The sequence below is a fragment of the Cupriavidus sp. R6-3 genome, from assembly GCF_059772245.1.
Window position 1 is genome coordinate 21,762 of the sequence record NZ_JCBAJO010000008.1, and the last position, 12,651, is coordinate 34,412.

The 12,651-nt window shown below is 61.7% G+C and carries 11 protein-coding genes and 2 pseudogenes; 6 read left to right on the forward strand and 7 right to left on the reverse strand.

Annotation, left to right across the window (positions count from 1 at the left end):
• Nucleotides 1-412 precede the first annotated feature (412 nt).
• Complete coding sequence (locus AC6EI8_RS03130) at nucleotides 413-739, forward strand: helix-turn-helix transcriptional regulator (RefSeq protein WP_049768032.1); 327 nt, start codon at nucleotides 413-415, stop codon at nucleotides 737-739.
• A gap of 131 nt (nucleotides 740-870) precedes the next feature.
• Nucleotides 871-1,401, forward strand: coding sequence for a mechanosensitive ion channel family protein (locus AC6EI8_RS03135; RefSeq protein ID WP_498381264.1), 531 nt, complete (start codon nucleotides 871-873; stop codon nucleotides 1,399-1,401).
• Nucleotides 1,402-1,546: 145 nt separating this feature from the next.
• On the opposite strand, the gene AC6EI8_RS03140 is transcribed toward AC6EI8_RS03135, so the two are convergent.
• Nucleotides 1,547-1,624, reverse strand: a complete 78-nt coding sequence (locus tag AC6EI8_RS03140) for a YHYH domain-containing protein (RefSeq protein ID WP_223819874.1) — start codon at nucleotides 1,622-1,624, stop codon at nucleotides 1,547-1,549.
• A gap of 297 nt (nucleotides 1,625-1,921) precedes the next feature.
• On the opposite strand from AC6EI8_RS03140, the pseudogene AC6EI8_RS03145 reads away from it, so the two are divergent.
• A pseudogene (locus AC6EI8_RS03145) lies at nucleotides 1,922-3,334 on the forward strand (site-specific integrase); the annotation flags it as partial.
• Nucleotides 3,335-3,355: 21 nt separating this feature from the next.
• Here AC6EI8_RS03145 and AC6EI8_RS03150 read toward each other — a convergent pair.
• Complete coding sequence (locus AC6EI8_RS03150) at nucleotides 3,356-4,525, reverse strand: NAD(P)/FAD-dependent oxidoreductase (RefSeq protein ID WP_151023054.1); 1,170 nt, start codon at nucleotides 4,523-4,525, stop codon at nucleotides 3,356-3,358.
• A 625-nt stretch (nucleotides 4,526-5,150) separates the two neighbouring features.
• Here AC6EI8_RS03150 and AC6EI8_RS03155 point away from each other — a divergent pair.
• Nucleotides 5,151-5,477, forward strand: a complete 327-nt coding sequence (locus tag AC6EI8_RS03155) for a four-helix bundle copper-binding protein (RefSeq protein ID WP_012435770.1) — start codon at nucleotides 5,151-5,153, stop codon at nucleotides 5,475-5,477.
• A complete protein-coding gene (locus AC6EI8_RS03160) occupies nucleotides 5,404-5,694 on the forward strand; it encodes a hypothetical protein (RefSeq protein WP_162491053.1) in 291 nt (96 codons plus the stop codon). The genes AC6EI8_RS03155 and AC6EI8_RS03160 overlap by 74 nt, the downstream gene beginning before the upstream one ends.
• A gap of 281 nt (nucleotides 5,695-5,975) precedes the next feature.
• Here AC6EI8_RS03160 and AC6EI8_RS03165 read toward each other — a convergent pair whose 3' ends face one another.
• On the reverse strand, nucleotides 5,976-6,197 hold the full coding sequence (locus tag AC6EI8_RS03165) for a hypothetical protein (protein ID WP_144425794.1): 222 nt from the start codon (nucleotides 6,195-6,197) through the stop codon (nucleotides 5,976-5,978).
• A gap of 135 nt (nucleotides 6,198-6,332) precedes the next feature.
• Nucleotides 6,333-6,698: a hypothetical protein gene (locus AC6EI8_RS03170; protein ID WP_144425795.1), complete on the reverse strand. Its 366-nt coding sequence runs from the start codon at nucleotides 6,696-6,698 to the stop codon at nucleotides 6,333-6,335.
• Between the two features lie 1,421 nt (nucleotides 6,699-8,119).
• Between AC6EI8_RS03170 and AC6EI8_RS03175 the strand changes: the two genes are divergently transcribed.
• Nucleotides 8,120-8,317: a hypothetical protein gene (locus tag AC6EI8_RS03175; protein WP_151023052.1), complete on the forward strand. Its 198-nt coding sequence runs from the start codon at nucleotides 8,120-8,122 to the stop codon at nucleotides 8,315-8,317.
• Between the two features lie 738 nt (nucleotides 8,318-9,055).
• Here the strand turns inward: AC6EI8_RS03175 and AC6EI8_RS03180 are convergent.
• The 3 genes and pseudogenes from AC6EI8_RS03180 to AC6EI8_RS03190 form a co-directional block, all read right to left on the reverse strand.
• Nucleotides 9,056-10,129 (reverse strand): porin, encoded by a 1,074-nt coding sequence (locus AC6EI8_RS03180; RefSeq protein WP_151023050.1) that lies wholly within the window; start codon nucleotides 10,127-10,129, stop codon nucleotides 9,056-9,058.
• Nucleotides 10,130-11,023: 894 nt separating this feature from the next.
• Complete coding sequence (gene copK / locus AC6EI8_RS03185) at nucleotides 11,024-11,308, reverse strand: periplasmic Cu(I)/Cu(II)-binding protein CopK (protein WP_053821801.1); 285 nt, start codon at nucleotides 11,306-11,308, stop codon at nucleotides 11,024-11,026.
• Between the two features lie 555 nt (nucleotides 11,309-11,863).
• Nucleotides 11,864-12,539: pseudogene (locus AC6EI8_RS03190) on the reverse strand (copper resistance protein B).
• Between the last annotated feature and the right edge of the window lie 112 nt (nucleotides 12,540-12,651).

Genomic DNA, 12,651 nt, shown 5'->3' on the forward strand with positions numbered 1-12,651 from the left:
AACTTGACGCCCCGCAGTTGTCAGCGGGCCTCATCACCCTTAGTGCTCAAGCCTAGGAAGTCGCTTTCCATCAGATGTTCTTAGGCGCAGCCTCTTTCGAAGGTGCTTGTCTTTCGCGCTGCGCTTAGATCCGGGGTGTTCGTTGTCAACCCCAAAAAGTCGCAAGGACTTCGCTGCTATGCGGTCGAGACTGACGGCACTTCTGATGGCAATCTCGACCTATCAGGCGTGGGATTTCTACCACCTTGCAACGCGAACACCGGACGCTCATGTCGTCGCCGACGCAGTCGCGTAGGTAGTGGGCGGCCTCGCGATCCTTTGGTTCGTGATTCGAAAACGGTGTCGTCGTGTCAGCCCAAACCGACCTGTTTCTGAGGCGCTACCTGGCGCAGCCAAGGTACGAGGGCAGGTGATGGCGGAACGAAACGAGGTGGCAATTCAGGCGACGCGGCAGTTGTTGCAGTCGATGCTGCTGCAGTTCGAGCGCTGGAAATATACGCCATCGGAAACGGAAGTGGCGATGCTTCTCATAAAAGGGTTGACCCTTGAAGAGTGCGCTCACTCGCTAGCGTGGCATGATGTGACGGTGCGGACAATTGCCGCGGGCGTATTCGCCAAGGCGAACCTCAGCAATCGCCATCAATTTGCCGCCTACTTTTTCGGTGATCTGTTGGTTGAGCCGATCGAGCCTGCACCTCGATCAAAAACCGGTGAGTGTAGGCACGACGCCGGCATGTAAGTTGTCGCGCTTGACCTTCAAGCAAAGACCGGAACGGTAAAAATCCGATTATTGGTATCTGTGCCACAGTACGGTGCTGTGGCTGTATCTCTATTTCGATGAACAAACTTCTTCAAGCTATACACGAAAGCTTGCCGCAGTGGCTGGCAGATTGGTTCGACATTCTTGTTCCCGCTATCGAGGTCGTGCTGATTGCGGCTGGCGCATGGTTAGCAGTGCGCATCGCGCGGCGGTTGCTTAGAAAGCTGACCAATACATATTCTCTGCCAGGAAAAGTTGCGGCGCTGTCTTTGCGTGTGGTCGCGACCATCGTGTACGTAGCTGCCACGCTCTGGGCTCTGGAGCGAATGGGCGTGTCTGGAACCGTCCTGTGGACCGCATTCACGGGATTTGCCACTGTCGGGGCGGTCGCGTTTTTCGCCGCGTGGAGTGTACTCTCGAACCTGTTCTGCGCGCTCCTGATATACGTCACCGGTGCGTTCCGCATTGGGGATGTTGTGGAGCTTCTTGAGAACGGGGAAAAGCCGGGAATTAAGGGCCGTGTGCTCGACGTAAATCTCGTCTATACCACCTTACTGGAAACAACAGTCGAAGGACAAGAGGTGGTGCTGCAGCTGCCGAACAGTCTGGTGTTTCAACGTGTGCTACGAAGGTGGAAGTAACCGCAAGGGTGGCGCGGTCAGGCAAGGACGGAGACCGGCGCAAGAAGGGAAGCCCCGCTTCGCTTTTTTGAGGCCGAGCAAACTACTCAAGACCTTAAGCCGCTGGCGTCCGCGATGTCGGCGGACGCCGCAATACTGCTTGACTTCAGTGGCAGTGACGAATGCCGGTCTTGTGGTCCATATGGCAGCCTTGGCTGTCAGTCCCACCACTATGCGCCCACACGCCGCCCGACGCACAGGCCAGAACGGCCGTGAGAATGATGGTGATCCGTTTCAAGAAAGGTCTCCCTGGAGTGTTGGTTAGCGGTCTCAGTCTGCCGCAAGTTCCACACTATCATCACTGCGATTGCCAGCCCTCCCCGCCGCGGTAGGGCTGTTGCGGCTGTGTCACAACTGTCTGCGCTCGCTACGGCCAACGCACCTCAGCAACTTAACGAAAATGCTGACGGCCGCTGGCGCCCAAGTTTGTAGGTGAATCGACGCATAGCGTCCCCGCAATCCCGATGGCCTCGCCGATGGCCAGGCCATCAGGGTTCTGCGTGCTCTGCCTGCGCCGCAGCCACAGGTCACCGACGACATTGAACTGTGGCTGGCACCGCGGGCCGTGCGCGCATTGCGAGCCCACGGCATTTCCACACTGGCGGACCTGACCGTGCGCGTGCCGCGCCGGCGCCGCTGGTGGGGCGCGATCCCGGGGCTGGGGCAAGCGAGCGCGCGGCACATCGAGGCCTTCTTCCACGCCCATCCGCGGTTGACGGAGCGTGCGCGTGCCCTGATCGTCGGCGCGCCGCCAGGCGAGGTGGTCCCGTGGGAGCGGCTGAAACTGCCCGACGAGGTGGACGGCTCGCGAGGCAGCTTCCGGGCACCGCGACAGGCCTGCACGCTCGACGCATCGAACGACTACGAAGCCGTGCAGGCCTGGCTCGCCCTGCACGAAACCCAGACCACGCAGCGCGCCTATCGCAAGGAGGCGGAACGCCTGATCCTGTGGGCGATTATCGAGCGCGGTCGGGCGCTGTCGTCGCTTACGACCGAGGACGCCATCGCCTACCGCGGGTTCCTGCGGCGACCAACTCCGCGTGAGCGCTGGATCGGGCCACCGCGGGCACGCAGCGCGCCCGACTGGCGCCCCTTCGCACGGGGGCTATCGGCACGTTCGACGGCCTACGCCCTCACGGTGCTGGGCGCCATGTTCCGATGGCTGATCGAGCAGCGCTATGTATTGGCCAACCCGTTTGCCGGCATCAAAGTCCGCGGCCGCACGCGGGTCGCGCCACTCGATACCACACGTGGCTTTACTGAGGGCGAATGGCTGCTGGTGCGCACCATTGCCGATGGCCTGGAATGGTCGTACGGGTGGGACGTGCCCGCAGCGCAGCGCTTGCGCTTCATTCTCGATTTTGCCTACGCGACCGGCCTGCGGGCCAGCGAACTGGTTGGCGCGACGCTGGGCGATATCCGCACTGACGAGCGCAACGACCGCTGGCTGCACCTGGTCGGCAAAGGTGGGCGCCCGGGAAAGGTGGCGCTACCGCCACTTGCGCGAACCGCACTCGATCAGCATCTTGTACAGCGCGGACTGCCGGTGACACCAGCCCGTTGGGACCCCAGGACACCCTTGATCGCCAGCCTGGAGCAGGACAGCGTCACTAACATCACCGGCACCCGGCTGTGGATGGTAATGCGGCGCTTCTTTGGCCAGGCCGCGGACATCATCGCCGGCGACCACCCGACACTCGCCGAAAAGCTGCGCCGAGCCAGTCCCCACTGGACGCGGCATACCCACGCTACACACGCCCTCGCTCGCGGCGCGGAACTGACCACCGTGCGCGATAACCTACGCCACGCGTCGGTGGCCACCACCTCGATTTACTTGCAAAGCGACGAAGTCAAGCGGGCACACCAAATAGGTCAGGCCTTTGCCGCTCGGTAGCCGACGTCCGTGCCGACTGGCTTAGCGTGCAATATTTTCCGTTCTCTGAAGCGACCCCAGGTACAGCGAACTCCAACGGCTCTGCGCGCCGATGATCTGATCAGTAATGATGTGGGCCGCGACTGTGCCGTACACCAGCCCGTCGGTGGAGAAACCAGTGGCGATGAAAGCCCCTGACTCGTCCCGGCCGATGTAGGGAAGGCCGTCCGGAGAATGAAAGTGTTGTGCCGACCAGCGCTGAACGGGTGAACCGACAGCCAGGTATTCCTGCGCGGCCCGTTCAAGTTGAGCGAGTGCCGCGGCTGCATCATGCCTTCCCGTTTCGTGGTGTTCACCGATGCAAAGCAAGTAATGCTTGCCGTTTGCCTCCAATCCGCGGACCGATAGCCTGGGATGGGCCTGCGCCCAGAAGATGCCAGCCGGAACGGCTTGTTCGTGGAAGGCCAAACCATATTCGCGGCGCACAGCCATGCCGGCTTGCACCAAGTGAAAACCCAGCGGGGAATGGGTGGCCAGCACAATATGGTGGCCGAAGGCGGTACCGGTCCGTGTGCGAACGACGCCGACTTCCAGGTCCAGCTCGAGGGCAGGGGAGTTTTCGAAGAGGCGGGCGCCGGCGTGTTCGGCTTGCAGGGCCAAGGCGTGCAGATAGCCGATCGGATGGAACTGCGCTTGTGCCGAAAGCAGAAGCACCGCGCCCTTTGCGGCGGGCAAGCCGGGGGGCATCTCAGAGGCCAACTGCGCGTCCAGACCTGCTGCGCGCAATGCCTTCAGCTCCCCCAGTATGGTCGGCTCGGCATCCGGGCTTAGCGGATACTGGTACATCGGGCAGCGGCGGAAGCCGCTGCTCGGCCCCATCGCCTGCGCTTGCTGCTCGATCCAGGCGATCGCTTCCCCGCGAGACGCTACGACGGCGCGGGCGGTGTCCGCTTCGCACTTAGCCGCCAGCGTTTCGAGGCCACCGGTGACGGTCTGATACAGGTTACCGGTGGAGCCGCCGCTATCACCCGCGCCTACGGCACGGGCTTCGATCGCCGCCACCGACCGGGCGGTCTTTGCGAGCAGCAGGGCGGCGGTCAGGCCCGTGATGCCGGCACCGACGATCACCACGTCGACGCGCAGGTCGCCCTCAAGGGCCGGTCGAGGCCGACGCGGGCGCGTGGCCGCCCAGATGGAGATCGAGCCCATCATGCCTCCTTGTACCGAGTTTCATGGCGGCACAGGTTATCGGCGCAGGCGTCCAGGACTTCCCGACATCGCGGGTCAACGCCATGGTGCTTGCGTGCGCCGGGCGCCGTCCCTTGGTGGCGCGGCGGCACTGGCAGCCCAACAGATAGCAAAGCAGATAGCAAAGCGCGTGCCGTGATTGGATAGCCCGCGCGTGAATGCTGGTCTCAAATTGAGCGCCGGGCATCGCGCGGGAGAACGCTCGTCGGCGAAGGCAACGCGAGAAGAGGCGCGTGTGCGGGACGAACTGGTCAGCCCGAGCAATGTTGGCATCGCCCCTCCCAAGGAAGCGAATCAAACGGAGTCATCCGCGCATGACCAGCGAAATACTAAGTCGCCATAAACTCGAAGTGCCGGCAGGCCACGACATTACCGGGCTGTAATCAACGCGCAAGCTTATTCCTGAAAGATATTCCTCGCCTTGTAATTTGGCCTCAATCTTTAAGCGGAAATGAGCGCGGTCATAGCACCGTCGCGAGCAAAGGGAGGGCAAAACGTGCGAGCGCTGCGGCCTCGCGGTGCGGCCGGTCCAAATATTGCTGTGACGATAGCGGCGCCGACGTGGCGTCATCACTTCAAGGAGCCGACCATGCCGCATCAGAATTTTCAACACTGTATCGACGAGTGCAATGCTTGCGCAGTGGCATGCGAGCACTGCGCCGCCTCGTGTCTAAGTGAGCCGAACGTACACGAGATGGCCGAGTGCATTCGCCTGGATCTCGATTGCGCCGCAATGTGCCGGATGGCCAGCGCCTATATGGCGCGGGGAAGTCGCTTCGCCAAGGATCTGTGCAACCTTTGCGCGACCGCTTGCGAAGCATGCGGTGCCGAGTGCGAGCGACATGCGGCTCAGCATTGCCAGGAATGCGCTCAAGCGTGCCGGCGTTGTGCGCAGGCATGCCGCGCCATGGCGTAGCACGATCGGCTGCCAACGGCAGAACGGCCATGACGCTAACTTTTTGGCTCTCTACGGTCACGCGAAAGCCCGCGCGGACTACAGGACTGCAACGTCGCTGTCATTAAACGCGTCGGTTCTTCCGGCCGCCACCAGCGGCGACGGGATGCCGTCTCAGCGTCCGGTCGAGCATGGCGAAGACATCCCTAGCGTCGATTCGTTGCGCCGTCACCGTTGACGAAGTCGCTCATTCGTGCCGGCGGCTGCGGCGTGCCACCCATCGCGGGTCCATCGGAAGAGCCGCCTCCGTGCGAGTTGTGTGCACAATCATCTGCGTGATTGCCATCCTGGCTGTGGTAGGCATGCTGTTGATGCATAAGCGCATGATGGGCGGGCTAAGTTGTTGCTGGACCGGCGGCCGCGTAGTGCGCCGGATAAGGGCGGTGGCCGCCTAGTTGATGCCCGCCCGGAGATCGCTCCGGCGACCGCGCGCACGCAGCGCACCGGAGAGCGGCTGGGTTACTTGGTCTGATCCATCATTTCGCGACACTTTTGCATCATGGCGTCATGGTGGCGCAACATCGCCTTGGAGTCGTCCGGCTTCTGTGGCTTGTGTTGCTGCGCTTCAGCCCGTTTGGCGGTACGAGCGCTTTCAATCACATCCCAGTTCGGCCCGGCGACGGCCGACAGGGAGACTCCAAGGGAGACGGCGCCCACGAGAGCGTGGAGTAGGGACTTCATGATTTTCCTCATTCGGTGTATGCAGCTCGCCGGCCAACCCAAGAGAGCGGCCGGCAACGCCGCTGATGTCCAAGTCAGACAGGAGCGTGCTGGTGAGACGCCACCAAGTGCGGCATCCCTGTGTGGCGGATCGCGCTACACACGGTTCCGTTTGGGCGGGCGCTCGAGACGGGGCGGAACGATGGAGCGATACGCGAATTCCGGATGCGCGACCAACACGCTGGCCCATGCATCCGTGGCCCATCCGCTGGCCCACGGCGTGCCTGCGAAGGCTGCACACGCGGAGGCCGGGCAGGGAAGACGACCGGCACAACTGGATTGACTGACGCAGTCATGTTGACTGCTGGTATCGACACTGGCTTGCCCCTCTTGAACAAGCATGTGTGTCAGCATTTGGGCGATGCCGGCGATACAGCAACTGTCCAATGGCCAGGCGTGCGCGCGCAGGGGCAAAGCCAGTGCCAAGGTCAGCAGCACGATGACACGCAAAAGCTGATTCATAGGCTTACGCATTGGGCCCTCCGAGCCGACGCGCGATAGCGTCGTCGCGGCGAGCAGGTGTCCCGCCACGGCGCGTGGTGCAGCCATGGCGTGATCGCCGACATGCCGTCCTCATTTGTACTATGGACCTTTTCACGGGGGTAAGGTTAAGCAGTGCGTGGGTCGCATTCGCGCAGCAATTGAAAAGAACCGGAAGCGGTAATGCAACGCGCAATTGCTACGCGTCGGGGCTGCGTGGGAAGCCAACTGACAGTGAGACGCCCCGTGGTACGGGGCGATCGGATTCAAAACCGTCGATGCATAGATGGTCCGCTTCCTGCACTGAGCCGTAACACGCAGTCACGCCACGGATCCGAGCCTTCGGATGTCCAAGCTTTTGCAAGCCGGTCCCCGAACCCGTAGTGAGATGTCCATGTCGCGCTGGGCTTGCGCGGTACGTTAGCCGACGGTCGCGCATCCACCCAACATGACCGTGATCAGCAATAGGATACGCATAATGTCCTCCTTGGTCGTACAGGGAGATACCAGCGGGCGAACCATGGGCGGGTCTGTGGCTCGACTGACAAACCAGCGAAGCGGTTTGCAAACGGCAATGCGCTACCGTGAATCTAGGTTTTTGCTGCGCTCACGCCAAGATTTCCTTTTCATAGAATGACGGCGCGGCGCCGGCGCTGATTCCGGGACCATCAGTCCAATCCTGATCGGCACTGCATTGGTCATCGGCTTCAAGTTGCGCCACGGCGCAGACGCAGCATGTCGGCGATTTCTCGCGTGTGAGGCCTGGAGAGAAGGTGCCGGTCGACGGCATCGCGAAGTAGGGACCAAGCAACCACCGCAAGCCGGCGCTCCAGGCACGCGGACCGACTTCAGTTACGGGGCCTAGGATGGGCTCCGCGGCGAACCTGCGCGGCCCCGTCGCGGTGTGCACGCCTGCGCCAGCAGCAGCGCGGTTTTCAAGCGGCCGGCTTGCTGGCATTCAGGCTTTTGCATCGCGGATAGGGATTTCCGTGCCGCTCCAGCAGGGTCCAGACTGGGACACGGCTGTGCGCCTTCAGCTGCGCACGCCGCCCAAACTGCGCTCCGAGATGGGTTGGGCATGCCGAAGCCTTGTCGTAGCCGAGATCGGCAAACGGTGCGCGGCAGCAATCGTTATGTCGCCCAGAAGAGGTAAGAAATGCCGCGCACGACTAGCGCCGCCCCCAAAGTCGTAGGGCATTCCATGCAGGGACTGGTCTGGATGGCCCAGCTGGTAAAGGGGGCCTCATAGCCGTCAAGGAAACTAGGCATCGCCTTATGGCAAACCCGCGACCAGTGTCTTACCTTGACGACTCTGCGCTGCCGGCATTGAATGAATACTGAAGCCCGTCGCTGCGAGAGCGGAATCATCCGCCGATTCAGTCCTGGGGGTTCTGGAGACAACGATGCTGACACCACATGAAGTTGCCACACTCATGCTGATCGAAGACGCAGCACCAAATGTCGCCGACCTCGATCGCGCGACGATCGAGGCATTGGTTGAGCGGCAGTTGGTGCATCTGGAAAATTTGGGTTACGGCGATCGTCTCCACATCACGACGCGGGGCAACGACATTTTGCATGTCCTCGCGCGACTGCATTAGCCACGCTATGCTGGCCTGCAACCGCGCATACGCAGCTAGGCCACGCGCCCGCGTTGCGCAGCAAACGCCGCGATATGGCTAGACCCTAGTTCCCCCCAATATCAGCGGCACGCGTGTAAGCGTCAGGGCCACCGCCCACAGCGAGTCGCTCGGCGGCCCGCGTGGGCCTGTTGGCGGCGTTGGGCATAGCCGCCGAAGTCGCCGTATGGTCAGGCACGCGCCGCCAGACGGCACGTCCTCAGCAGCCCGATACAGCAGGCTTGGCGCGATAACAGCCGTGATGCCTTTCGCTTCCGGTAGTTCCCGGAAATGGCCGCTCAACTCAACAGACGATCGTCCACCACCTGTCCCCATAGAGTCCAGGCAACTATCCAGGACGTCAGGCTACCAGATATCGATGGTCGGCGCGTTCGGCGGACGATATGCGCATTTATGCAGGCGTTTCGCCATTCCGTGGCACGCGCACCGAGTCCGAAAGCGTGGGGCTGGGGCTTTCCATCACGCAAGCCATATTGGTCGCATATGGTGGCCAGGGTTCGGCGGAATCGTCGGACGGCACAACGCGCTTCTGACGTTTCCTCCTGAGCGAAACACGGCGCGCAGCTAGGGGCGTTTGGCTTTAACCCCGTCGCTACGGTCCGGAAATTTTTTCATGAAGTAGCCACGGCGTTGCGGTCGGTGGCTGCTTGCCCTTCGCTAAAAGGACCGTTCGACTTTGAGTTCTTTGAACGGTTAGGCTCAAAACTTATGCCGCACTCCCAGCACGACGCCGGTTTGGTTATCGCCCGGCACGACGTTGACCGGGGCGCCACTGCTGGCGTTGAAGCCATTCAATCCCAGCTGCGAGCCACCCTTGTTTCGGACATAGCCGACATTGAAGTACACGTCGGTGCGCTTGGAAAACGCGTAGTCGGTCGAGGCGACGAACATCAGCGGATCAGCGTCGGAACCCCGCACATCCGTATAATACGCAGCGCCGGTGAGCGACAGCGCCGAGCTCAACTGATAGCGCACGCCTGCCCAATACAGATTGGAGCGCATCGCCGTCGCGGCGCTTGAGATATCACCGTTGAGCCAACGGTAGCCGGCATACAGCTTCGCCGGGCCGATCCCATAGCTGATCCCCACCAGCGCCCGCCGGTCCTTCCGCCCCTGTGACGCAACGGTCAGCCCTCGGTACTCGTCGTACAGTGCGCCAACGGAAAGCGGTCCGGTCGCATACATCAGACCGGCACTCATCTCCCGGTCTGCTTTCGGCTCGCCGGGGACCTCGCCGCCGCCAGTGCGGCCGAAGCTGTACAGTGCCATGGCGGTCAGCCCGCCGAATGTGCCTTTGTACTTGACGGAATTGTCCGCGCGACCAGCAATGGTATCGTCGCTCTTGAAGAGCGAATATCGCGGCGCGAAACCCATCGGGTCAAACTGAATGGCGGTGTCGTATAGCACCGTCGTCTGGCGACCAAGGGTGAGTTGACCATATTGACTGGACAGACCGACCAGCGCGCCCCGGTCGAACAAACGGCCAGCGCTGCTCGATTGGGCAGTATCGAGCGAGAATCCGCTCTCGAGTTCGAACACCGCTTTGAGGCCACCGCCGAGATCTTCCGTGCCCCGCAGGCCCCAGCGCGAGGTCGACATGTTGCCAGCCGACATGCGCACTTGGTTGCTGCCCCCGCTCGATGACGGTACATTCGACACATACTCGATCCCGACATCTGCGACGCCATATAGCGTGACACTCGTCTGGGCATAGGCGCCCAGCGACAGCGACCCAAGCAGCATGCCCGCGGCAGTAATTCCTTTTCTTTTCATAGTGTCTCCAGCCCGCCATGTTTTTTGGAATTTGGTAGGCCACTGAAGTCTAGTCAGACCAAGGTTACTGCGACATTGCAAGCCGGTTACATTGATCCGGGACGATGCAACTTCTGTCGACCGCAGCGGTCGCTGCAACGAGCAGCGCAGCCGGAAAGAACCTGGTTAAGAAGGGGAAGGGTGCGTGACGACGCGCCCCTTGATGTCGAGCGTTGTCAAAAATGACACTACTGCCATGTCTCATAGTTTTCCTGATAGGCCCGCCGCCTAGAATCGTGGGCGCTGCAGTAGGCAAACGCGACCGAGCAACCCTTGAGCATGTCACAGCGCGCGGCTTACCATTACATCGCGCGACGGGTCACATCCCACATCTTTGAGGGAGACTTCGATTGAATGGTATCCAAGCCGGCTTATGGGCGTTGCGGGTCGGTGCGAGGGCTTCGGCGTAGGCGCAAGCAGCCATCCTGGATCTTGATCGGCGCCTGCCGCTTTCACGCCGGGTGGCCCGGCCGAGTCGCCCCCCTGCTGAGTGGTTGATCGACGTCGGGGCCGGTCCAACGCAACATGGTGCCGAACGCTTGTCGCAGGAAGAGATTGTGTGCTGGTACTAGACAGTTCCGGGAATGAGCCGGCCCGGGTCCCAAGATAACGCCGGGCACGCAATGCGTTGTACGCGGCCGGTATCGCCGCGGGTTTATGGGTATGGTCGTCATGCCCAACACTGCAGGTGTCCCGGCCCCTCAGCGTGTCCGTCTACCCTGAGGCTAAATAGTGCATCCGCGCTCATCTTGGGAGAGGGCTGAGTAACGCTGACATTGGTAAGGCACGGACTAGCTCTAAAAAGCGGACGCCTCATGGGCGCCCGCTTGCGCTGGCCAATGTCAAGTCGCCCGGTTAGCCGCCTTCGCGGTGACCCTGAATCAGTGCGTCCTCGAGGCGGAACACCTCGTTGCCCTTCATCAGGATCTTGCTGCCGTCCTTAGTTTCCATGACCTTGCCTTGTGGCATGTTGACGGCCTTCCCGTACTTGTTCTCCATCCCCATCTTGCCGTCCTTGAAAACGTGGACTTTTGAACCGTCCTTGAGTTCATAGGTTTTCACGACAGTGCTCAGATCGGTCGCGGTCGCGGTAAGCGATACCGCGGCAATCAGACTTGCAACAACGAGTACGCTTTTCATCTTCAAGGTCTCCTTTCGCTCGATGGCCCAGGTTAAGACTGCGTTTGCACGTGCTGAAGCGCGTGTCGAAAGGGCGCGTCAAGATCACTGCGGTGTCGGCGGTCGGGGCTCGCCGCGGTCACGTTTTTGCCGCCTCGCATCTCGCAATGGCTTCGCTGGGTCCGAGTCGGCGCAGTCGCGGCGCCGTTGCCATGATTGAATAACCGGTGCCGCGGCAAGCGCGTATCGCCGGGTTTCCCTGTCCCGCTGCGCCGCACAGTACAGCAACCCAATTGCCCATTTCTGGTCCACGGTAGGCCACATCGCGGGCGGGGTAGCGGCCGGCCCGCCGTCGCACTGTTGCCACTAGCGGCTACTGAGATTTCGCGTGGACTTCCGACCGAGCTAAATGGCGCGGATCGAGCCGGGCGCGATCCTCATTGCTGTACCACCGAGCACGACTAGCAACCTTCCGACGTTCATGGATCATTCCTGGGTTGGCGACTCATGCCAAGCTGCGCAGGCATGGCAATGCAAACGGGACTCAGACTAACGCCACAAGCCGCCGCGCCCATATTAGGGCCGCCGCGTGACCATAGTCGCCATTCTATTTGCACGCGATTGGCCTTGGTAAGCTGGATACGAAATGTAATCACACGGCAAGCTGGCGGTTAACCACCCGCGGGCCAGCACCTGACCAGCGCCTGAAATGCGTTCAGAACCAGATGCGCCCGCTGGCAACGATTTGCTTGTCGGTGGTCCGCTCCCCGGCGCGAGCGCAAAATCGGCGGTATTGCCCAGCTTTTTGCCCCAAACCACGCCGAGGTCGGGGGCGAACTGCCGTCGGATTTCGTATCGCAGTCGCAAGCCAAGCTTGAACTCGGACACGCCGCTGCCTATGCCTCGCGCCGCAACCGGCTCGCCTGGAGTTCCGGCGTCAACCGCAGGCGTTGCGTGAGGCGGATATCGTAGGTAACACGCAGCCGGGCGACAGCGCGTCCGGCCGACCCTAGATAAGCCGTGGCTTCGATATCAACCAGTACGGTGCCCGACCTTGCACGCCAAAGGCGCCCCAAGTGCGCGGCGGCTCATTGCCAAAGTCTTGGCGCACCCCGAGTTATCAATCCCAGAATGTCGCAAAGGCGTGCCCCCACAATGCCTCAGCTTTTGCCTCCACCGTGTTGCCGTACATATGCGTGCCTTCCGATTTGACCCATAACCGGTTCAGATCCCGACCGACCCAGGCCAGCATGTCCTTAGGCTTGGCGTCGTCTAGACCACGACCGCCCGAGTGTTCGAGATGCTAGTAGCGCTTGTCTGTGCAAGCCACGCGTATCGGCCTGGGGCTCGATCGCCGACAAGTA